At 68.4% G+C, this 22182-nt stretch carries 19 protein-coding genes; 6 read left to right on the forward strand and 13 right to left on the reverse strand.

The window, feature by feature from the left end; translation table 11 throughout:
* Positions 1 to 46: 46 nt before the first annotated feature.
* The 6 genes from Q0A27_RS03670 to Q0A27_RS03695 form a co-directional block, all read right to left on the reverse strand.
* Complete coding sequence (locus tag Q0A27_RS03670) at positions 47 to 1828, reverse strand: biotin carboxylase N-terminal domain-containing protein (RefSeq protein WP_291473720.1); 1782 nt, start codon at positions 1826 to 1828, stop codon at positions 47 to 49.
* Positions 1825 to 3360, reverse strand: coding sequence for a carboxyltransferase domain-containing protein (locus tag Q0A27_RS03675; RefSeq protein WP_291473721.1), 1536 nt, complete (start codon positions 3358 to 3360; stop codon positions 1825 to 1827). The genes Q0A27_RS03670 and Q0A27_RS03675 overlap by 4 nt, the downstream gene beginning before the upstream one ends.
* Positions 3357 to 4115, reverse strand: coding sequence for a LamB/YcsF family protein (locus Q0A27_RS03680; RefSeq protein ID WP_291473722.1), 759 nt, complete (start codon positions 4113 to 4115; stop codon positions 3357 to 3359). Before Q0A27_RS03680 ends, Q0A27_RS03675 begins: the two co-directional genes overlap by 4 nt.
* A 164-nt stretch (positions 4116 to 4279) precedes the next feature.
* Positions 4280 to 4918 (reverse strand): DUF3239 domain-containing protein, encoded by a 639-nt coding sequence (locus Q0A27_RS03685; protein WP_291473723.1) that lies wholly within the window; start codon positions 4916 to 4918, stop codon positions 4280 to 4282.
* Between the two features lie 28 nt (positions 4919 to 4946).
* A complete protein-coding gene (locus Q0A27_RS03690) occupies positions 4947 to 6593 on the reverse strand; it encodes a DNA repair helicase XPB (RefSeq protein ID WP_291473724.1) in 1647 nt (548 codons plus the stop codon).
* A 41-nt stretch (positions 6594 to 6634) separates the two neighbouring features.
* Positions 6635 to 8953 (reverse strand): helicase-associated domain-containing protein, encoded by a 2319-nt coding sequence (locus tag Q0A27_RS03695; protein WP_291473725.1) that lies wholly within the window; start codon positions 8951 to 8953, stop codon positions 6635 to 6637.
* 101 nt (positions 8954 to 9054) lie between these two features.
* On the opposite strand from Q0A27_RS03695, the gene Q0A27_RS03700 reads away from it, so the two are divergent.
* A complete protein-coding gene (locus Q0A27_RS03700) occupies positions 9055 to 9249 on the forward strand; it encodes a hypothetical protein (protein ID WP_291473726.1) in 195 nt (64 codons plus the stop codon).
* Between the two features lie 171 nt (positions 9250 to 9420).
* Here Q0A27_RS03700 and Q0A27_RS03705 read toward each other — a convergent pair whose 3' ends face one another.
* A complete protein-coding gene (locus tag Q0A27_RS03705) occupies positions 9421 to 10035 on the reverse strand; it encodes a resuscitation-promoting factor Rpf1 domain-containing protein (RefSeq protein WP_291473727.1) in 615 nt (204 codons plus the stop codon).
* A gap of 462 nt (positions 10036 to 10497) precedes the next feature.
* Here Q0A27_RS03705 and Q0A27_RS03710 point away from each other — a divergent pair, with 462 nt between their 5' ends.
* Entirely contained in the window at positions 10498 to 10887 is a 390-nt protein-coding gene (locus Q0A27_RS03710) for a cold shock domain-containing protein (RefSeq protein ID WP_291473728.1), read from the forward strand.
* Between the two features lie 13 nt (positions 10888 to 10900).
* Here Q0A27_RS03710 and Q0A27_RS03715 read toward each other — a convergent pair whose 3' ends face one another.
* From Q0A27_RS03715 to Q0A27_RS03725, 3 genes are read right to left on the reverse strand one after another with little or no spacing between them, the layout of a single operon-like run.
* The gene (locus Q0A27_RS03715; RefSeq protein WP_291473729.1) at positions 10901 to 11488 is read right to left on the reverse strand and encodes a DUF2771 domain-containing protein; all 588 of its coding nucleotides are present in this window, start codon (positions 11486 to 11488) and stop codon (positions 10901 to 10903) included.
* A gap of 25 nt (positions 11489 to 11513) precedes the next feature.
* Entirely contained in the window at positions 11514 to 12938 is a 1425-nt protein-coding gene (locus Q0A27_RS03720; RefSeq protein ID WP_291473730.1) for an MFS transporter, read from the reverse strand.
* Positions 12935 to 13810: a glutaminyl-peptide cyclotransferase gene (locus tag Q0A27_RS03725; protein WP_367273304.1), complete on the reverse strand. Its 876-nt coding sequence runs from the start codon at positions 13808 to 13810 to the stop codon at positions 12935 to 12937. The genes Q0A27_RS03720 and Q0A27_RS03725 overlap by 4 nt, the downstream gene beginning before the upstream one ends.
* A gap of 27 nt (positions 13811 to 13837) precedes the next feature.
* On the opposite strand from Q0A27_RS03725, the gene Q0A27_RS03730 reads away from it, so the two are divergent.
* The 3 genes from Q0A27_RS03730 (at position 13838) to Q0A27_RS03740 (ending at position 17042) form a co-directional block, all read left to right on the forward strand.
* Positions 13838 to 14593 (forward strand): DUF3027 domain-containing protein, encoded by a 756-nt coding sequence (locus Q0A27_RS03730; RefSeq protein WP_291473732.1) that lies wholly within the window; start codon positions 13838 to 13840, stop codon positions 14591 to 14593.
* A 114-nt stretch (positions 14594 to 14707) separates the two neighbouring features.
* Positions 14708 to 16168 (forward strand): NCS2 family permease, encoded by a 1461-nt coding sequence (locus Q0A27_RS03735; RefSeq protein ID WP_291473733.1) that lies wholly within the window; start codon positions 14708 to 14710, stop codon positions 16166 to 16168.
* Between the two features lie 28 nt (positions 16169 to 16196).
* The gene (locus tag Q0A27_RS03740) at positions 16197 to 17042 is read left to right on the forward strand and encodes an RNA methyltransferase (RefSeq protein WP_291473734.1); all 846 of its coding nucleotides are present in this window, start codon (positions 16197 to 16199) and stop codon (positions 17040 to 17042) included.
* A gap of 96 nt (positions 17043 to 17138) precedes the next feature.
* Here the strand turns inward: Q0A27_RS03740 and Q0A27_RS03745 are convergent, their stop codons facing one another.
* From Q0A27_RS03745 to serC, 3 genes are all read right to left on the reverse strand, one after another.
* Positions 17139 to 18065 carry a hypothetical protein gene (locus tag Q0A27_RS03745; protein WP_291473735.1) on the reverse strand — a complete coding sequence of 309 codons (927 nt, stop codon included), beginning with the start codon at positions 18063 to 18065 and terminating at the stop codon, positions 17139 to 17141.
* 6 nt (positions 18066 to 18071) lie between these two features.
* Positions 18072 to 19103 carry a septation protein SepH gene (gene sepH, locus Q0A27_RS03750; RefSeq protein ID WP_291473736.1) on the reverse strand — a complete coding sequence of 344 codons (1032 nt, stop codon included), beginning with the start codon at positions 19101 to 19103 and terminating at the stop codon, positions 18072 to 18074.
* A 286-nt stretch (positions 19104 to 19389) separates the two neighbouring features.
* Positions 19390 to 20523 carry a phosphoserine transaminase gene (gene serC / locus Q0A27_RS03755; protein WP_291473737.1) on the reverse strand — a complete coding sequence of 378 codons (1134 nt, stop codon included), beginning with the start codon at positions 20521 to 20523 and terminating at the stop codon, positions 19390 to 19392.
* A gap of 347 nt (positions 20524 to 20870) precedes the next feature.
* Here serC and Q0A27_RS03760 point away from each other — a divergent pair.
* Positions 20871 to 22182 (forward strand): citrate synthase (locus tag Q0A27_RS03760; RefSeq protein ID WP_291473738.1); only part of this gene is annotated, 1312 nt, incomplete at its 3' end.

A 22182-nucleotide genomic window follows, 5' to 3' on the forward strand; every position in this document is an offset into this window, starting at 1 on the left:
GGTGGTGTCTGTCAGCGGATACCGCCCACGCTACGGAACGCGGGCCCTACTTCACAGCCCCCAGCACCGCGCCACGTCCGGCATGCTCGCCGGCGTTCAGCGCGATGTGGAGGACGCCGTCAGCCGGGGCGGTGACTGCGCGTTCCATTTTCATCGCCTCGACGGAAACGATGGTGTCGCCCTTGCTGACCTGGGCCCCGTCGGCGACCTTCCACTCAACGACGGTGCCGTCGAACGGCGAGGTCACCGGGGTGCCGGATGTAGATGACGAGGACGCAGTGGACGCAGTGGACACAGTGGACGCAGTGGAGTCCGCCACAGCGCCCAGTGCACCTGCCGGGATCCCGACCCGGTGCAGCCGCCCGTCGATCTCCACCGAGATCTCGGTGCGCTCGAGGTAGGCGTCCTCGATGTCGCCGTTGTCTCCGCAGGTCGCGGCACCGGGAACATAGTGGGAGTCCACCCAGTCGGTGTAGACGCCGAACTCACATGTCGATCCGTCAGCAGCTGCCGTGGTGAACTCCGGGGCACGGACATGGTCGCGGTGGAAGGGCAGCACCGTGCGCACCCCGGAGATGACGAACTCGTCCAGCGCAGCCTCGGCACGGCGCAGTGCGACCTCCCGGGTCGGACCCCACACGATGAGCTTGCCGAGCATCGAGTCGTAGAACCCCGGGATCGTGGAACCGGAGACCACCCCGGCGTCCACCCGGATACCCGGACCCGTCGGGACGCGGAACTCGGTCACCGTGCCGGGGCAGGGGACGAAGCCGTTGGCGACGTCCTCGGCGTTGATCCGGAACTCGATGGCATGGCCGGAGGACGCCGGATCCAGCGGCTCACCCGCAGCAACCCAGCTCAATGTCTCCCCGAAGGCGATGCGGAACTGCTCGGCGACGATGTCCACGCCACTGGTCACCTCGGTGACCGGGTGCTCGACCTGCACACGGGTGTTGACCTCCAGGAAGGAGACCGTCCCGTCGGCGGCGACGATGAACTCCACCGTGCCCGCACCGACATATCCGGCCGCGGCACAGATCGACCTCGCCCCCTCGGTGATCTGCTCACGCTGACCAGTCGTCAGGAACGGCGCCGGTGCCTCCTCGACGAGCTTCTGGAATCGACGCTGCGTCGAGCAGTCCCGTAGGCCGACCACCGAGACATGGCCGTGGGTGTCCGCCAGGACCTGGGCTTCGACATGCCGCGGGGTCTCAAGGAATTTCTCGACGAAGCACTCGGTGCGTCCGAAAGCCTCGCCCGCCTCACGGCCGGCGGAGAGGAAGGCGTCCTCCACCGCGTCGAGCCCGTCCTCGCGGGTCACGATCTTCAGCCCGCGACCGCCACCGCCGAACGCGGCCTTGATGACGACAGGCAGACCGTGCTCTTCAGCGAAGGCGTGCGCCTCCTCCCAGGACTGCAGCGGTTCGGAGGTGCCCGGGGCCAGCGGTGCTCCCACCGACTCCGCAAGCTGACGGGCGGCCATCTTGTCGCCCAGGGTGTCGATGGTCTCCGGGGTCGGGCCGATCCAGGTCATCCCGGCGTCCGCCACGGCACGCGCGAAGTCCGCGTTCTCCGAGAGGAAGCCGTAACCGGGGTGGACGCAGTCCGCACCGACGCGGGCGGCGATGTCCAGCAGCGCGGGGCTGTTCATGTACGTCTGCGCACCGGTGGAACCCTTCAGCGCCCAGGCTTCGTCGGCGACGCGGGTGTGCAGTGCGTCGGCGTCGGCTGAAGAGTAGACGGCGACCGACCGGATGCCCAGGTCACGGGCGGCGCGGGCGATCCGGACGGCGATCTCGCCACGGTTGGCGATGAGGACGGTAGTCATGGCAGCTCCTGGTATTCGACGAAGGTGACCTGCGCGCCGGGCGCGAGCTGCGCGGCGGCGTCGAGGTCCTCGGGGATGACGGTGGCGATGACGGGGTAGCCGCCGGTGACGGCATGGTCGCGGAGGAACACGACCGGTTCGCCGTTCGGCGGCACCTGGATCGAACCGGCGATCATGCCCTCGCTGGGCAGTTCGCCCTCATGGACGCGCACGACGGGATTCTCGCCGGTGAGCCGCAGGCCCACCCGGTTGGAGGTCGCACTCACGGTCCAGGTCGCACCGGTCAGGGCCTCGGCACCCCCGGCGAACCACCCGTCACGGGGACCGGGGACGACCCGCAGGACGCCGTCGGTGCGCACCGGCGCATCGACCCGGCGGACACTGCCACGCGCCGGGCCGGCGTACACGGTGTCACCCTGTTCCAGCGGGGCCGGGCCCAGTCCGGAGAGCAGGTCGGTGGAGGCCGACCCCAGCACGGATTCGGCCACGACACCGCCGCGCACCCCGATGTAACTGCGCAGACCCTCGGTCGCGCTGCCGACGGTGAGTGCGGATCCGGCGCCCAGCAGCAGCGGGACGCCACGGTCTTCCGCGCGTCCGTCCACACTCACCGGGGCGACGGCTCCGGTGACGACGACAACGGTCTCGACCAGTGCGTTGAGGGTCAGCCCACCGATGTTCTCCAGCACTGCGGCATCCCGGTTGTTGCCGAGCGCCTCATTCGCGGCCTGTGCGGACCCACGGTCGGCTGCACCGGAGCCGGTGACACCCAGATCGCCGAACCCGTGGCGTCCGGCGTCCTCGACGAGGACCTGCAGGCCGGGGTCATCGATGCGCAGTACCGGACGGCGGACCCCGCTGACCGCGGACTTCTTCGTGGATGTGGTGACCTCGACCCGCTCGGTGACAGCACGGTAGTGCACCCGGTCGCCGGGGGAGAGCAGTGCAGGGGACTCGGCCATGTCGTCCCAGAAGGGCTGCGTCGTCGAGCCGATGAGCTGCCAGCCACCCGGTGAGGTGCGTGGGTAGACCGCGGAGAAGTCCCCGGCCAGGGCGACGGAACGGTCGGGAACCGCCGGACGCGGCGACGGGTGACGCGGCACGTCGAGCGCACGGGTGGCGTCCTCCGGGACGCAGTAGGTGAAGCCGGGGGCGAAGCCGCCGAAGGCCGCGGTCCAGGTCGTCCCGGTGTGCCAGTCGATCAGTCCGTCGCGGGTCATCGACAGGGACCCGGCGAGGCTGTCAAGATCCTCACCGTCGTAGATCACGTCGACGGTGATGTCCCGCGGCTCAGTGGCCGTGGCGTCCCCCGGAAGAAAACCGGGGAGGACGCACCGGGCGGTGTCCGTGGCGGAAGCCGACCTGAACCGGACCAGGACGGTCCGTGCGGCGGCGCCGACGGAGGTCTGGCCCGGCAGGGGAGCGCTGCTCAGCGCGGTGTGCCAGGCCATGGCGGTGGAGAGATCGGGCAGGTCGACGAGCAAAGCCCGCGTCCCGACGCGATGAACAGGGACTGAGGCGGGGACGGTCACAGGAAGCTCCTGATCTCGATGCCGTCCTCGACCAGTGCCTTCACGATGCTCCGGGTCAGGGCGACGGAGTCCGGCGAATCCCCGTGGACGCAGACAGACTCGGCGTCCACCTTCACCACGGTGCCGTCGACGGCGGTGACGGAGCCGTCTTCGGCGACCTGGCGGACGCGGGCGGCGACGAACTCCGGGTCCGGGACGACGGCGTTCGGCAGGGTGCGGGAGACCAGGGTGCCGTCCGGGTTGTAGTTGCGGTCGGCGAAGGCCTCGCGGATGACGCGCAGCCCCTTCCGCTCGGCGATGTCCACGGCGACGCCACCCGGGAGCAGCATGACCGGGATGTCCGCGGAGAAGGCGTGGATGCCGTCGATCACGGCGTGGGCCTGGGCCTCGTGGTGGACGATGGTGTTGTAGAGGGCGCCGTGCGGTTTCACGTAGCGGACGGCGGTGCCGTAGCGGCGGGCCAGGGCTTCGAGCGCACCGATCTGGTAGAGCACCTCGTCGGCGAGCTGGGACGGGCCGATCTCCATGTTGGTGCGGCCGAAGTTCGCCGCGTCTTTGTATCCGATGTGGGCGCCGACGGTGACACCCTTCCCTGCGGCGGCCCGGACGGTCTCGGCGATGGAGTGCGGGTCACCGGCGTGGAACCCGGTGGCGACATTGGCGCTGGTGACCAGCTGGATCATGGCGTGATCGTCGGCGACGGCGACACCGTCGGTGGTCTCGCCGAGGTCGGAGTTGAGGTCGATCACGGTCATGGTGGGCCTCCTGTGGTGCTGTGCTGTGGCGGCATGGACTTCGCCAGGGGAAGATTGTTGAACAATCTAGACTTTAATGCATCAGCGTGGTCTGCGCCACAGGGAATCCGTCAGAGTGTTACCGGGGCAGGCGGGACGGATGGGGCTGACGGGGCCGCTCCGACCTACAGCTCGATCAGTCGGCGCTTGGAGGCTGAGACCTCGTCGACGCGTCCGACCAGCCCCTCCAGCTTCTTCCACTGCCGGTCGGAGACGGCCTTCTCGGCCGAGGCGATGACCGCACGGTCCTTCGTCCCCCAGGCCACCGGCATCGGGGAGATCTCCTCCCAGTGGTTCCGGTTGCGGGTCGTCCGCATACCGGTGACCGCCACCGACGGCACCTTCTCGCCGACGACCCGCCGGATCCCCGGCACCGAGGTCACGGTCCGCACCGCCAGCGCAGGAGTCGACGGCTCACCGGTGCCGGGCACCGCGGTGTCGACCAGCGACAGCAGGACGACATCGCGCGGATTGACCTTCGCCACGACGGTCGGCACCAGGTCGTAGCGGTCGTAGTAGGACTGCGGGGAACCCAGCTGCTTCGGCATCACCGGCACCATGATGAAGCACAGCAGGGCCATGATGCCGGTCGCGATGCCGATGACCACGGTCAGTCCCGACCCGATGAGGACCAGCACCACGGTCGCCACCAGGAACAGGATCCCGAGGATCGCCGCGGACCACTGGAACCGCTTCGCGTCCCGGAAGAACTCGTTGTGGGTGCGGGCGAACGTCTCGTCCACGGTGAAGTTGAACTCGGTCACTGGAATAACCCTCTGAACCTCGTGACCTCTACAGGTCGATCGAATCGATGATGCGGTAGCCGTAGCCCTGCTCGGCGAGGAAGCGCTGACGGTGGGCGGCATAGTCGGCGTCCAGTGTGTCACGGGTGACCACGGAGTAGAAATACGCCGCCGACCCGTCCGGCTTCGGACGCAGGATCCGTCCCAGCCGCTGCGCCTCCTCCTGACGTGAGCCGAAGGTGCCGGAGATCTGGACAGCCACCGACGCGCCCGGCAGGTCGATGGAGAAGTTCGCGACCTTCGACACGACGAGGACGCTGAGCTCACCGGCGCGGAAGGCGTCGAACAGCTCCTCGCGGCGCTTGTTCGGCGTCCTCCCGTCGATGACCGGGGCGTCCAGCTCTTCGCCGAGCTCCTCGAGCTGGTCGATGTAGGCGCCGATGACCAGTGCCGGCTCGCCGGCGTGCCTGGCCAGGATCTTGCGCACCACATCGGTCTTCACCGGCGAACACGCCGCCAGCCGGTACTTCTCGTTCTGCTCGGCGGTGGCGTAGATCATCCGGTCGTTGTCGCCGAGCTGGACGCGCACTTCGGTGCAGTCCGCCGGGGCGATGAAGCCCTGCGACTCGATGTCCTTCCACGGTGCGTCGTAACGCTTCGGGCCGATGAGGCTGAAGACGTCGTCCTCCCGGCCGTCCTCGCGCACCAGGGTGGCGGTGAGCCCCAGCCGACGCCGCGACTGCAGGTCACTGGTCATCCGGAACACCGGCGCGGGCAGCAGGTGCACCTCGTCGTAGATGATGAGACCCCAGTCACGGGAGTCGAACAGTTCCAGCGCGCGGAACACACCCTTCGTCTTGCGGGTGACGACCTGGTACGTGGCGATGGTGACCGGGCGGATCTCCTTGCGCTCTCCGGAGTACTCGCCGATCTCGTCCTCGGTCAGCGACGTGCGGCGGATGAGTTCATCGCGCCACTGGCGTCCTGCGACGGTGTTGGTGACGAGGATCAACGTGGTCGTCTTCGACTTCGCCATCGCCGCGGCACCGACCATCGTCTTGCCTGCACCACAGGGCAGCACGACCACACCGGAGCCGCCGGACCAGAACGATTCCGCGGCCATCTCCTGGTAGTCGCGCAGCTCCCACTGCTCGTGCTCGGTGGACAGCTCGACGGGGTGTGCCTCACCGTCGACGTAGCCGGCGAGGTCCTCGGCCGGCCAGCCGACCTTGATGAGTTCCTGCTTGATCCGGCCACGCTCGGAAGGGTGGACGATGACGGTGTCCGCGTCGATCTGCTCGCCGAGCATCGGCCGGATCTTCTTGTGCCGCCGGATCTCGGCGAGCACCGCGGGGTCCGAGGATTCCAGCACCAGGCCGTGCACCGGGGACGTCGCCAACGTCAGGCGGCCGTAGCGGTCCATGGTCTCGGCGATGTCGACGAGCAGGGGCTGCGGCACGGGGAACCGGGAGTAGGTCTCGAGGACGTGGACGACCTGTTCGGCGTCGTGCCCGGCGGCGCGGGCATTCCACAGTGCCAGCGGGGTGATGCGGTAGGTGTGGACGTGCTCGGGGGCACGCTCCAGCTCGGCGAACGGGGCCAGGGCGATACGCGCTTCGGCGGCGGCCGGGTGGTCGATCTCGAGCAGGACGGTCTTGTCGGACTGGACGATCAGTGGTCCGTCACCGATGGGCACTGCGGACTCCTCATGGGCGGGGTGTGGTGAACCGGTCCATTCTAGACCGGCGCGGCGACCCAGGCGATGCGGTGCGGTTGGATCCGCAGCGAGACCCCGTCGGACTCGGTGACGCCGACGATGGACACCGGACTCATCGTCACCACCGAGATCCACTCCTGCACCGCCGACCCGTCGGCGTTGACGTAGCTGATCTCCACCCGCGTCCCCCGGTCGTAGGCCGAGCGCAGCGTCGCCATGATCTGGTGCGGGTCGCGGACGGTCTCCACGTCGGGCAGGTCTGTGCCCTCCAGGTCCTCGGTGTCGGACGCGGCCTGCCGGGTGCGGCGCAGCCCCTCGACGCTCCCGGCGAGCTGGTCCTCGACCTCCTCACGCGTGACGGTAGGACGCCGCGGGTCGGGCACCAGTGACAGGACCGGGCCATGGGCCGTGGCGGCGGCGTCCCCGTCGACCCCGACCTGTACCCCGGCGTCCTCCAGCAGGTCGACGACGCGGGAGAGCTGCGTGCGACTGACCGCCACGGTCGGGGCGATGCGGCGCAGGGCGGCGTCGTGGACCTCCCCGTCGGACAGGGACGCCAGCGCGGTCAGCGCCGAGGTCAGCGTCGCCTCGTCAGGGGCGGTGAGGACGGTGGACGCCGTACCGGCCGTCAACGCACCGGTGGACCGGAAGGTGTCGTTGATGAGGTAGTCGAGGCCCTGGGGGATCTCCGGCGCCATGCCGGTGAGGAAACCCCGGACCCGGTCGGCGGTCTCACCGGCTGCCGCGGCGCGCTTGAGCGATTCCGGGGAGATGCGCCACACACTCGCCATACCGGTGGACTCCACGTCGGCGATCGCGCGCAGCATCGCCTCGTCGTCGGGGGCCAGCAGACCGGGGGCGAGGACGGTCAGGTCGGCCTGGATGATCAGCATGCTCACCGGGGCAGGCAGCACACCGGTCAGCGCGGTGGTCAGCGCGTCCGCCCGGGCGTCGGACGCCAGCGCGACCGCCGCGCTGGTAGGCTGCCCGTCGGCGCGCAGCCCCAGCGCCTCAGCCTCGCGGAGGACGCCGGCCACCGCCTCGGTCGGGGTCTTCGCCGCCAGGGAGGGACGCAGCCGCCACAGCTGGACCGCTGGATCCTGTGTGTCCTGCGTGCCACCGAGCACGGTCACCAGTTCCGCGGTGAGTTCGCGCAGTGCGGCGGTGGCGGGGTGGTCGAGGCTGTCCTGGAGCAGGTGGGCGCCGGTCTCCGCCATCTCCCACGGGGAGTGCGGGCTCGTCGACCAGCCGGACAGCAGCAGCGCCCACCGCCGGGCCATACCCGCAGCCAGGAACTCCGCGCCACGGTCGGTGAGCCCCCACACCTCCCCGCCGGGCCCGGCGGTGTCGACCTCGGGGGCGGGGACGGGCAGACCGGGGCCGATGAGGTCGGCGTGGCGGCACAGCAGCAGTGTGCCGGTGACCTCGTCGATGGTGGTGTCGGTGGCCTTGGCGACACGGGTGATCTCACGGACACCGACTCCGCCGCCGCCCAGCGGGCGCAACGGTGCGGTGCCGAGGAGAGTGAGAAGTTCCGTGATCTGCCGCAGCGTCTCCACGGCCCGGGCGACACCCGACCCGTCGGCACGGTCGGTCGCCGGGACAGGGTCGGGCGAGGTGAAGTCGCCACCGGGGGCCGGGGTCACCCGGCCGGCGATGACGGCACCGACACGCGGGGACAGGCGCGCGGTCTCGGCGTCCACCCGGTCGAGCAGGCCGGCGGCGATCATCCGGGCCAGCGGACGCTCCGGGTCGTCGAGGGACGCCGAATGCCCGATCCCGCCGGCGGTGGCGAGAGTGTCGAGCAGTCGACGCTGCCGGTCGGGGAGTTCGGCGAGGACGCCGGGGAGACGGTCGGTGGGGACCGGACAGCGGTAGCCGTCGACCAGTGCCCAGGGCAGGTCGGTGGTGCCGGTGAAGAAGCCCTGCAGGTCGCCGGGGACGGCGACGGGGAAGGGGTCTGACCGGTCGCCCTCGACGGCGCTGTTGATGTGCAGACCGGGGCCGTAGGCCAGCCCGCGGTGTGCCAGGGAGCGCAGCACTTCCGGGATCTCCGCGGTTCCCGGACGACCGGGTGCAGGCGTCCCCGCCTCGTCGAAGAGAAAGGTCAGCGCATCAGTGAGGGAGGCGGCGTCCACTGGATGATGGGCGGCCCCGGCATGGGCCAGCCCATGGAGGACGGCCAGCGAGCGGGCGTCGAGCTGACGCAGTGCGGCGACATCGGCGGTGAACGTCCGGCCGTGGAAGGCGCGCATACGCCACAGCAGATCCACGAGGGTGGCGTCGTCATGGGCGGTGAGCCAGTCACCGTAGGACGGGAACGGTGTGTTGTCGGGCATGATCCGGACAATTTTACCCGTACCTCCCACGGGGGTGGGCGCGGCATGTTGTTCAGGCGTCAGGTACTGCCGTGCCGGTCAGGTGTGGAATGATAGGTGACATGGCTGATGTTGAGAAGAAGCACTACGTTGATCCGGGCTGGCCGCAGGATGTTCCCGAGGGACACCACGCCGTCACCGAACTCATTGCCGCCGACGCCGGTGCACTGAGTCCCTACGGTGACCTGGAGTTCCCGGTCCCCGCCGAGACCCTGCACTACGTGCACCCGTTCACCGTGATCAACGGCGCGGAGTAGAACCTCCCCGTGCACCCGGTGACCCCGGGTGCTTTCGTGCGCCCATGTGCGCTCCGGTGGGCCGACGCCCTCCCGGGACGCCGAAGACGCCCCACGGAACAGTGATGTTCCGTGGGGCGTCTGTGCATTCCGCACGTACTGCCGCCCGGGGAGAGACCCCGGGTGGAAGTGCTAGAACTTCAGGGCGGTGGCGGCGGCGTTGAAGCCGTCGAGGGCAGCGCTGTACTGGTCGTTCAGGTCGTTGCGGTTCGCGTTGTAGGCGTCGGTGACCTCCTGCGGCACGGCGACACCGCGGGCGGCGGCCTCGTCGTTGAGCTGCTTCCAGACGGCGTCGATGGCGAGGACGTCCTCGGCGGAGTTGAGCTGCTCGACCTGGTTCTGGGAGGAGGCCGGAGCAGCGCTCGGGGCGGTGCGCTCCTCAGCAGCGGAGTTCAGACCCAGCTGGGAGGAGCAGGAGGGCCATGCGCCCCAGCCCTGGCCGGCGAGGACGCGCTCGCCGACGACGATCTGCTCTTCGCGGGAGGCCTGGTAGGCGTAGGGGGCGAACTCTTCTCCGCCGTAGCCGCTCCAGGTGCTCGGGGAGAACTGGAGACCACCGTGGAAGCCGTTGCCGGTGTTGATGGACCAGTCTCCGCCGGACTCACACTGTGCCAGGGCGTCCCAGTCAGAGTCGGGGGCGGCGGTGGCGGCCGGGGCCAGAGCGGCGCCCATGCCGGCGACGGCGATGCCGGCGACGGCGAGGCGCTTGGTGGAGGTCAGTCGGGTGCGGGTGTTGTGGCGTCCCATGATGCGGTTCGTTCCTTCCGGTGCAGGGGGGTCGTTCCTGTGAGGTCTGACGCTGCCCTGCGGAGTCCGTTGATGTCTCTGTGGATAGTGCAAGCGGGGACGTCCCCGCTCGGTTCGTTGGACAGCGTAACGGATAGGTCACGGTTCAGTCACGCTGTTGGGCTGAAATGCCCTGATTTTCGGGGAGGACGCGACGTTTCGGAGATTGTCGTGACCAGAGCGTTCCCCGGCCGTCATCGGACCGTGATCGAGGAAAAGTGCTGGTCAGTGCTTCCGTTATCGTTTTGTGCCACAGCTGTTACCGTATTGTGATTTATTGGGACCTGGCGGGAGTGTGGTATTCGTCACACAGGGGCGACGCTGGGACTGTGGTGACGGCTGTGAATGTTGATATTGGGGTAATGTCGTCTCTTCCGCTGTCGAGACCCGGTGGCGGAACGGAACAGAGAGTATGGAGGACACATGCCGACCGGCAAGGTGAAGTGGTTCGACGCCGACAAGGGCTTCGGATTCGTGTCTAACCCCGGCTATGACGACGTCCACGTGGGACGCCAGGCCCTTCCGGAGGGGGTGACTGAGCTCGTCCCCGGCCAGCGCGTCGAGTACGACGTGGCCACCGGCCTGCGGGGGAAGGCCCCTGAGGCCCTGCGAGTCACGGTCCTGGACCAGGGGCCGCGGCGTGCCGCACACAAGTACACCCCCGAGAAACTGCACGGCCTGGTGCAGGACACTGTCTCGCTGCTGGAGAACCGGGTCCAGCCCCTCCTGGAGTCCGGCAGGCGTCCGGGACGCAGGGAAGGCCACCAGGTCGCCGAGATTCTGCGGACCATCGCCCGCGAACTCGACGCCTGACCCCCGCCCCGGCTCACTCCTTCGGCGCGATGGACCAGACAGCGACGACGGGCTCTTCCTCGTCGCCGGAGTCGTCGATGAGGACACTCTGGATCTCCAGGCCGATGAGACGCGGGTGGTTTCCGTCGTCGTCGGTCATGCTCGACGACCCCTCGATGGTGACCTCCTTCGCCTCATTGGCGGCGTAGCTGTTGCTGGAGTTCGCGCCGTCGTCGTCGTAGAACTGCAGCAGGGTCCAGTCGTGGTCGTAGACGTCGGAGGGCAGCTTGAGGGTGATCTCGCCGTCCGCGGGGATATCGACGGTGGCGGGATCCTCGTCGTTGGTCCTCGCTTCACCGTCGGCCCAGATCGACCAGGGGGCGAGTTCGGTCTCCTCGCCGTCGGCGGTCACGGCGGTGACCCGCAGGTCGGCCGGGTTCGTTCCACCCCGGGAGTCCATGTACTTCTGTACCCCCAGCACCGCGCCGGCGACGACAGCCACCAGCACCACGACACCCAGGAACATGAGGAGCTGCTTGCGCTGGGCGGCCTTGCGTCGCTGCTTCTTGGTGAGCTTCGGGGCCTTGGAAGGCTCGGCGGACTCAGTGGACTCGTCCGACATAGGGACCTGCTTTCGCTCGGCGGGGTCAGGACCGTGACCGCGCCCGGCCGATGAGGGAACCCACACCGAGACCGCGGGACGCAAGGATCACATTGACGAAGAACACTGTACCGGTGGCGGCCAGGACGGCCATACCGACGGTGAGCTCGGTCGGCAGCAGCAGGCCCAGTGTCCCGCCGAGCACCCAGGACAGCTGGAGTATCGTCTCGGACAGTCCGAAGGCGGAGGCCTGCGCCGACTGGTCAAGACCGGACTGGATCGTCGCGTCGAGACAGGACTTCGAGATCGCGGATCCCAGTGAGAGCACCAGTGTCGCGACCGCCGCGGTGGGTACACCGTCGAACACGGCGGCGACGATCACCGTCGCCAGGGAAATGACGGCCAGCATGATGACGGTGAACCGGGGCCGGGCGAACTTCACCCGCGAGCCCACCGTGTTGCCCAGGAAGGTGCCCACACCGCCGGCTGCGCCGACGACACCGAGCAACGCCAGCTGTTCGGTCCCCGACAGCGTGTGGGAGGACTTCGCCACGAAGGCGACGTAGATCGTCATGAACCCGGTGCCGAGCCGTTGCATCGCGGTGCCCCACATCGCGGTCCGGGTGGCGTCGGGGAAGCGCACGGACATCGACTGCCGCCACTGCCCGAGGAACGACGAGGACCCGGCGGACCCGGCGGACCCGGCGGACCCGGCGGACGCAGTGGGCGCCACGACAGTCGGAGCCTCCTCCCCGTCCGGCGCGCCCATTGCCGGACCGAGGTCATCGGTCGGGGCGAAGGGGTCGGCGAAGACCTCGTCACCACTGCTCTCCGCAGTCGAGGGGATGAGGCCGCACAGGTAGATGCCCGCCAGCGCGCACACCAGCAGCAACCAGAGCGCCTCCTTGGGGGAGAAGACGAAAGCCACTGCCGCCGCGGCGCCACCGACCACCATCGATCCCCCGACGTGCCCGGTGATCATCAGCCGCGCATTCGCCCGCACCAGGTCGAGGTTCTCCGGGGCGAGTCGCGGTGTCACCGAGGATTTCAGCACCCCGTAGGATTTCGACAGCACCAGCATCCCGAGTGCCGCCGGGTACAGCAGCCATGAGTCGAAGTTCTGCAGCAGCACTGCGGCGAGGATCACCCGGGCGGCGAAGGTCAGTGACATCGCGACGCGGCGTCCGGTCCGGATCCTGTCGAGCAACGGACCGATCACCGGGGCCAGGACCGCGAAGGGGGCGATCGTCACCAGCAGGTAGGCGGCGACCGAGCCCTTGGACTCTCCGGTCGTCGCCGAGAAGAAGAGTGTTCCGGCCAGGGAGACGGCGAGCACGGCGTCCACCGCGAAGTTTGCGATGGTGGCGTACATCAGTGCCGTCAGCCCTGATTCGCGGGCCCCGTCGGCACCGAGCATGCCGTAGACCTTCGCGGTGAGCCGGTGCGTCCGGCCCGGCCGGTCGGTGTTCACTTCACGGTCACCTCGTAGACGGTGTCCCAGAGTTTGCCCGTGATGAGGAAGTGGTCGGTGGTACCGGGCACCTTCGCGATGCCGTTGAGCACGTCGGCCCCGTCCTTCTCCCGGGCGGGGAGGTCCAGGTCCGAGGTATCGAGGATGCCGTTGACCTCACCGGTCGCCGGGTTGATCCGCAGGATGCGGTCGTCGTACCAGACGTTCGCCCACAAGTCACCGTCGGAGCAGTCCAGTTCATTGAGCTGGTCGACCGGCTCACCGTCGAGGGTGACCGACACTTCGCCGGTCACCGCGAACGTCGACGGGTCGCGGAAGGTCAGCCGGTCCGAGCCGTCGGACATGACGAGCCGCTCACCGTTGGAGCACAGTCCCCAACCTTCACCGTCGTAGGACGCCTCGTCGGTCTGCTCCAGCGTGGCGGCGTCCCGCTTCACGGCCACCCCGTGTTTCCAGGTCAGCTGCCAGATGTCGTCACCATGGCGGGTGGACCCCTCGCCGAAGTACTGCGGATCGAGGTCGACGGACACGGTCGCGGCGTCACGGGAGGCGTCGGTCAACGGGGTCCGGTAGATACGGGACTGCCCCTCCTTGCCGGTGGAGACCAGCAGATCGCCCTCCGGCATGACCTCGAGCCCCTGGGTGAAGGACGTCGGATCCGAGGGGTACTCCGCGACAACCTCCGCGCTGAGGGACGCCGCGTCCCCTGTGCCGCCTGTGCCGCCTGCGCCTCCCGTGCCACCTCCGTCGTTCCCGCCGCCACCGTCGGAACCGCAGCCGGCGAGCACGAGCGCGGGAACACTCAGCAGCACGGGCAGGAGCCGCGCGCCGTGCCGTAAAGAGGGGCGTGAACTCGACGGGTACAGGGCCATGGGGACCATGCTGCCATAATGGGTGCCGTGAGTAGTCGAGGACATAAGGGACGGCCGTCGCACGACCGGAAGCGACGGGGAGGCGGAGTCCTGTTGTCGGCGCAGGGGATCAGCACCGCCCGGGAGGCCGTTCTCGATGTCGCCGGTCCCGACGGTGTCGGCGAACACCTCGGGGGCTCCTCGACCAGCCCGGAGACCGCCGTCCACCGGTTCGCCTGCAGAGAGCGCGGCTACCGGGGCTGGGAGTGGATCGCCGTCGTCGCCTGTCCACCGGGTGCGGACTACGTCACCGTCAACGAGGTCGCCCTCCACGCCGGTGACCGGGCACTGTCCGCCCCCGCCTGGGTGCCCTACGAGGACCGGGTGCGTCCCGGTGACCTGCAGCCCGGGGACCAGCTGCCGCTGAAGGCGGACGACCCGCGGGTCGTCGACGAGGACGATCTCGCCGACGACGACGGGGTGCGCCGCAACCCCGGAACCATGCGCACACTCTCGCACGCCGGGTGGGACGCCGCGGTCCGCCGCTGGACCACCGGTGACACCGGCCCGGACACCGAGTTCGCGCGCCGGGCCGAACGGACCTGCGCGAGCTGTGCATTCTGGCTGCCGCTGCAGCGTCGGCGACGGACCGAGGTCGGTGTGTGTGCCAATGAGTTCTCCGCCGACGGCCGGGTCGTGGCTGCCGACTACGGCTGCGGTGCCCACTCGGACACGCCCCGGGACGGCGGCGAAGGGGCGGCGTCCCACAGTGCCTGGGATGACGGCGGGCCCGAACGCTACTGACGCATTTCTGAGGCGCCGGTGAGCGCGAAACCCGCGTCCGCTTGCGACCGGTGCGGCCAGGGGAGAAACTGAGACGTCTTGACGTTTTCCTGAGCCTGAAAGCTGGTTTCCCCCATGGCAACAACGACTGATCCCGACGGATCGACGGAGGTGAAGGAGGGGTCGTTCCTCGACCGCTTCTTCCACATCACCGAACGCGGGTCCACCATCGGTACCGAGGTCCGCGGTGGTGTGGTCACTTTCTTCGCGATGGCCTACATCATTCTGCTGAACCCGCTGATCATCGGCACCGTCGCCGACCATACGGGGGCCGAGCTGGGGGTCTCCGCCGTCGCCGCGGTCACGGCCTTCGCCGCCGGCGTGATGACCATCGCCTTCGGTGTGTTCGCCAGATACCCCTTCGGCATCGCCGCTGGTCTGGGCATCAACACCCTGGTCGCGGTCACCTTCGTCTCCACCGAGGGGCTGACCTGGCCGGAGGCCATGGGTCTGGTCGTCATCGACGGCATCATCATCGTGATCCTCGCCGTCTCCGGCTTCCGTGAGGCCGTATTCAACGCCATCCCGGCGTCCCTGAAGTCGGCGATCACCGTCGGTATCGGCCTGTTCATCGCCTTCGTCGGTGTCGTCGACTCCGGCTTCGTCACCCGCAACACCGACGACATGAACACCACTGTCCCGGTGAGCTTCGGCATCGGCGGATCCATCACCACCTGGTCCGGCGTGGTCTTCGTCGTCGGCCTGGTCACGTGTGGCATCCTCGCCGCCCGCAAGGTCCGCGGCGGCCTGTTCATCGGCATCGTCACCACCACCATCTTCGCTGTCATCGTCCAGGCCATCGCCGGCGACGACAATCCGGAATCCACCGGCTGGCACATGGCCACCCCGGATGTCCCGGACTCCTTCGGCGGTATGCCGGACCTCGGCCTGCTCGGCGAGTTCGATCTCTTCGGTGCCTTCACCCGCATCGGCTTCCTCTCCGCCTGCCTCCTCATCTTCACCCTGGTGCTGTCCAACTTCTTCGACGCGATGGGCACCATGACCGGCCTCGGTAAGCAGGCAGGTCTGGTGAACGAGAAGGGCGTCCTGCCGAACATGCGCACCGCCCTGATCGTCGAGGGTGCCGGTGCCGTCGTCGGTGGCGGCGCCTCGGCGTCCTCCAACACGGTCTTCGTCGACTCCGCCGCCGGTATCGGCGACGGTGCCCGCACCGGCCTGGCGAACGTCGTCACCGGTGTGATCTTCCTCGCCGCGATGTTCCTCACCCCGCTCTACGAGGTCGTGCCGATCGAGGCCGCTGCCCCGGTGCTCGTCATCGTCGGTGCGATGATGATGGCCCAGATCAAGGACATCGACTTCGGTGACCTGGCGGTCGGTCTGCCGGCCTTCCTCACCATCGTCATGATGCCGTTCAGCTACTCCATCGCCAACGGCATCGGCATCGGCTTCGTCGCCTACGTCGTCCTCCAGCTGGGTACCGGCAACTGGCGGAGGATCCACCCGCTGATGTACCTGGTGGCGATCCTCTTCGCCGTCTACTTCGGCATCGACCCGATCAAGGACGCGATCGGCTGAGCGCCTGTCGCATGAGTACGCTGAACGGGTGACCAACCCGATCAGCATCACTGACCCCGCCGACCCCCGACTCGACGACATCCGGGACCTGAACTCCTCGGACCGGCGTCCTGACCTGCCGGGAGGGCGGGGTCTCGTCATCGCCGAGGGAAACCTGGTGGTTCCCCGGCTCGCGGCGTCCCGCTTCCCGGTGCGCTGTGTGGTGGGCTTCGCCCGGCGCCTCGACGAGCTCGAGGACGCCGCATCCGCCGATCCTGCGGTCGCCGCCGGGTTGGCGGGGGTGCAGCGCTACGAGGTGTCCCGCGAGGTGCTGGCCGAGGTCGCCGGATTCGACATGCACCGTGGCCTCGTCGCCGCCGCCGACCGGGTCGAGGAACCGACGGTCGGTGAAGTGCTCGACGGGCTGGACGGATCCAACCGCGTCATCGGCGTCCTCGAAGGAGTGGGGGACCACGAGAACATCGGTGCGCTGTTCCGCAACGCCGCCGGGCTGGGGGTCGGCGCTGTCCTGCTGGGGGCCGGCTGCGCTGATCCGCTGTACCGCCGTGTGGTGCGGGTGTCGATGGGCCATGTGCTGCGGGTGCCGTTCGCCCATGTGCCCGGCAAACCGACGACGTGGCAGCGCGGCCTCGCCGACCTGCAGGAGCGCGGTTACCGCGTGGTGGCGATGACGCCGAACACCGACAACACCCTGGCGGACGCCGTGCGCGGTGCCGACAAGGTCGCCGTGATGGTGGGGGCGGAGGGACCGGGTCTCACCGAGCATGCGATGCGGGCCTCGGACGTGCGGGCGAAGATACCCATGTCGCCGGGTACTGATTCACTCAATGTCGCCACCTCGGCTGCGGTCGGGTTCTACGCGGCCCAGTTCTAGGTGTACTTCCCGGCTCTGGCACGGAGTGACACCATGTCGGGTGCTCCAGGTTGGTCTGACCCTCTCAGACCAATCTGGAGCGCCCGACATGGACCATCAGCGCCCGGTGTTTCGTGCCCGGCGGCGGACCTCGTCGCCGATCCGGTGCGTGCCGGTGCGGATCCACTCCACTCCGGTGCGCAGGCCACGGCCGACGGACACCGCCGCACCCTTCACCAGTTCAGCGGTGGAGCGGGCCTCGTCCTGATTCTCCGGCTTGTCGGCGTAGTCGTCGTATCCGGTGTCGGTGACCGCACCGTCCATCGGGACGGCGTCCGGCATGGCGGTGACGACGATGCGCCGCGGGGCAGAGGGAGTGTCGGAGTGACCCGCGCGGGTCTCCGGGCGGCCGTCGACGGCGAAGGCCGCGACCGGGATGTCGATCTCGTCGGAGACCCGGAACCCCAGCCAGTGGGCGATGGCCGCGGCAGCCATCTCCGAGGGGCGGAAAGGTAGCTCGATGCCGCGGGCCTCGGGAGCTTCGGACTCGCCGGCCCAGAATGCGGCTTCGTCGGGCAGCGGGACTCCGGTGTCCTCGATGATGCGTTCCCGCGTGGCATAGAAGCAGCGGGTCATCCGGCCACCGACCCAGTGGGCGAAGCCGCCGAGGCCGTCGCGGTTGGTCGGGGTGTGCACCGTGACCAGCAGGTCGGCAGTGGGGATCATCGAGACCAGGGTATTGAAGGGCTCGGTGAGCGTGGTGAGTCCGGACAGGGACCAGGCGTCCGGTACCTCGGGCAGCACGGTCTGGATCACGGTGAGGCCGCGGTAGCCGCCGATGTAGAATTCGCCCTCGCCGGGCGGGGCGGAGCGGTTCATGTCGAAGTCGCCGATATGGGTCAGCGGCCATGCCGGGTTGAGCTGGGCCAGGAGCTTGCGGGCGTAACCGCGGTCGGCCTTCGGCTCGGCGACGAGGACACCACGCGGGTCGGCCGCCGTGATGAACCAGAGAGTCACCACCTGCTGGTGGTCGTGGTCGGTCATCGCCGGCTACTTCTTCTTCTTACGCGGTGAGGTCCGGACACCGAGGAGGACATCCTCCCAGTGCGGTGTGCTGGTGCTGCGCTTGCGCTTCGCCGGGTGGGACCGCTGGTCCGGGGTCGGGTCGCCGAAGAGGTCGACGGTGGGGGCGATGGAGGACTGCTCGTCGGTCTCGTCCCGGTCGCTGCCGTCGTCGGCCGGTTCATCGACCGGGGCATCCTCGTCGAGACCCGGCTCCTCTTCCCCGGTGGAGGGGGCGGAGACAGTACGGACCGGTCGGTTGAAGCGCGGGTCGACGAGGTCGTTGGCCACTGAGTTCGCTGGTTCGACGGTCGACGGGCCGGTGCCCGGGGGAGGAGCCGGGACCCACCGGAACTCGGCGACGAACTGGGTTGCACCGTGCCGGTTGCCGCGGGTCCACGTCACCGTGATGATCCAGTCGTCGGAGGAATCCATCGCGGCGTCCCAGGTGGAGGCGCGGACGTCCTCCTGTCGGGCGGCGAAAGCGGTGGCGAGCGACTCCCAGAGAGTGTGCTCGGCAGGGCCGTCGGACAGTACCGGATAGGCCTGACGGGCCAGCTCGGCGATGCGGTGACGCTCCATCTGGATCGGGTGGGCGTAGGGCAGCAGCCGGGATTCGGAGGCCCCGGTCTCCTCCATGAGCTGTGCGACGGTTGCACCGTGGCGCAGTCGCTTCTGGATCTCACGGGGACGCAGCTTCACCTTCGGCTTCGGTTCCTCGGCAGGACGCTCGACAGAGGTGACCGACAGGGTCGGGGTCGGGCTGGCGTCTCCGGTGGAGGTGGCGGGTTCTGCGGCGGTCCCGGTGCCGTCCGGGATGTCTGAGGCGGCAGGGGTGACTGCGGCGGCCGGGGCGTCCTCACCTGCCCCGTTCTCCTCGGCCGCGAGCTCGCGGGCGACGGTGACGTGGTCGCGCAGAGCCTCGGTGACCGGGATCCAGTAGAGCCGGTCACTCTCGGTATCGCGCAGGACAAGGGAGGCGGCGTCACTGTCGTCGGGGACGAACTCCAGTTCCTGCATCAGTGCCTCCGTGTCTTACGCTGTCCTGCGCTGTCCGGTGTCGGCCCGTGGCCGTGCGGTGGGTACTCGTGACGACTGTAGCGCACACCTGCGTCGATGTGGGGGAGGACAGCGCCTGCACCCCGGGGACGCCTGCTGAGTCTCCTGCCGGGACGACGAAAGTCCGCATCACGCAGTCAGAGGTCGTCGGGGAGCGTACTCCACCAACCTCAGTCTGCGTGATGCGGACAGGGCCCGGGAGGTCCGGGCGCGCCCGCGTCTCTACCTGGACGCGACGCCCGCGTCTCTACCTGGACGCGACGCCCGCGTCGAGGATGTAGTCGATCGCCTTGGTCAGGGTGCGGATGTCCTCCGGCTCGATGGCCGGGAACATACCGATGCGCAGCTGGTTACGACCCAGCTTGCGGTAGGGCTCGGTGTCCAGGACGCCGTTGGCGCGCAGGGTCTTGGCGATGACGTCGGCGTCCACCGCGTCATCGAAGTCGATGGTACCGACGACGAGGGAACGGGAGTCCGCGTCCGCGACGAACGGGGTGGTCTCGGAGCGGCCCTCGGCCCAGTTGTAGAGGATGGAGGAGGACTCGGTGGTGCGCTCGACCATGCCCTCCAGGCCACCGTTCTCGTTCATCCACTTGACCTGGCTGTCCATCATCAGCAGGGTGGCGACGGCCGGGGTGTTGTAGGTCTGGTTCTTGCGGGAATTGTCGACCGCGGTCTTCAGGTCCAGGAAGGCCGGGATGTAGCGGTCGGACGCGGCGATCTCCTCAACGCGCTCCAGGGCGGCGGGGGAGAAGGCGGCGAACCACAGGCCACCGTCGGAAGCGAAGCACTTCTGCGGGGAGAAGTAGTAGACATCGGTTTCGGCGATGTCGACGGGAAGTCCGCCGGCGCCGGAGGTGGCGTCCACCGCGACGAGGGCGTCGGTGGCCGGGCGCTTGACGCTGACCATCGCGCCGGTGGAGGTCTCGTTGTGGGCCCAGCCGACGAGGTCGGCGTCCGTGCCGTCGAGCTCTGAGGTGGCGGGGGCGGTGCCCGGCTCGAAGGCGTGGATCTCGGGCTCGGCGAGCCACGGGGCCTTCTTGGAGACGGTGGCGAACTTGCCGGAGAACTCACCGTAGGTGAGGTGTGCGGACTTCTCACGGATCAGACCGAAAGACGCGGAGTCCCAGAACGCGGTCGCACCACCGAGGGAGGTGATGATCTCGTAACCCTCCGGGAGGTTGAACAGGTCGGCCAGGCCGGAGCGCACCGAACCGACGACATCCTTGACAGCCGGCTGACGGTGGGAGGTGCCGATGACGTCGGTGCCACCGGCGACGATCGCGTCGATCTGGGCCGGGCGGACCTTGGAGGGGCCGCAGCCGAAACGGCCGTCAGAGGGAAGAAGGTTCTCGGGGAGGGTCAGGAACTGATCGCTCATGGTGAGGTGATGTCCGCTTTCTTGTCGTCGTCCCCCGGGTCCTGTCGAGCCCGGAGTGTGCCACGGAACAGCCTAACCTGTAGCGTCCACCACCGGAACAAGAGGGCAGAAGAAGACGACGTAACTTTTGGGCGGGGTAGGGACTGGGGGTACCCGTGTGCTGTCCAATCGGGTACCGCGGTGTTGCGTATACCTGTAATTCTGTACAGTGTGTCCTATCCCACGACTGTCTGCGGTCCGGTGCGACCGGCCGTGCGCTCTGTAGCGGACTGTCACCACCGGTGATACGCGGACTGTGGACGTAACGAGAACTACCGAGAACTTCAGAAACATCGAAAGGGATGTCAATGGCTTCCGAGAACCAGGACAAGGCCGTTCTCCACTACCCCGGTGGCGAGTACGAGATGCCGATCGTTGAGGCGACCGAAGGAAACTCCGGGTTCGCCCTGGGTAAGCTCCTCGCCGAGACCGGTCTGACCACCTTCGACCCCGGCTACGTGAGCACCGGCTCCACGAAGTCCGAGATCACCTACATCGACGGTGCGAACGGCATCCTGCGTTACCGCGGCTACGACATCGCTGATCTGGCCAACAACGCCAGCTTCAACGAGGTCAGCTACCTGCTGATCAACGGCGAACTGCCGAACGAGGCCCAGCTGACGGACTTCAACGACAACATCCGCAAGCACACTCTGCTGGATGAGGATTTCAAGTCCCAGTTCAAGATCTTCCCGCGTAACGCCCACCCGATGAACGTCCTCGCGTCCTCGGTCAACATCCTCGCCACCTACTACGAGGACCAGCTTGACCCGCTGAACAAGGACTTCCAGCTCAAGAACACCTACCGCCTCATGGCGAAAGTCCCGATGCTGGCCGCGTACGCCTACCGTGCGTCCAAGGGCAAGCCCTACATGTACCCGGACAACAAGCTCAACGCGCGCGAGAACTTCCTGCGCAACATGTTCGGCTACCCGACCGAGGACTACGAGATCGACCCGGTCATCGCCAAGGCGCTCGACAAGCTGCTCATCCTGCACGCCGACCACGAGCAGAACTGCTCCACCTCCACGGTGCGCATGGTCGCGTCCTCGCAGGCGAACATCTACGCCTCTGTCGCCGCCGGCGTCAACGCCCTGTCCGGCCCGCTGCACGGTGGCGCCAACCAGGCCGTCCTGGAGATGCTGCAGGACATCCACGAGAACGGCGACGACGCGACCGAGTTCATGAACCGCGTCAAGAACAAGGAGCCGGGCGTCAAGCTCATGGGCTTCGGTCACCGCGTGTACCGCAACTACGACCCGCGCGCCGCCATCGTCAAGGAGTCCGCTCACGAGATCCTCGAGCACCTCGGTGGCGACAACCTCCTCGACCTCGCCATGAACCTGGAGCAGATCGCCCTCAACGACGACTACTTCATCAGCCGCAAGCTGTACCCGAACGTGGACTTCTACACCGGTCTGATCTACCGCGCCATGGGCTTCTCCGAGGACTTCTTCACCGTCCTCTTCGCCATGGGCCGTCTCCCGGGCTGGATCGCCCACTACATGGAGCAGGTCAACGACCCGACCGCCAAGATCAACCGCCCGCGTCAGATCTACACCGGCCAGACCCTCCGTACCGTCACCCCGCGGTCCGAGCGCGAGTCGCCGGCGCCGGGCC

Origin of the sequence: Corynebacterium sp. (assembly GCF_022712275.1) — a bacterium.
In the GTDB taxonomy this organism is placed as follows: Bacteria; Actinomycetota; Actinomycetes; order Mycobacteriales; family Mycobacteriaceae; genus Corynebacterium.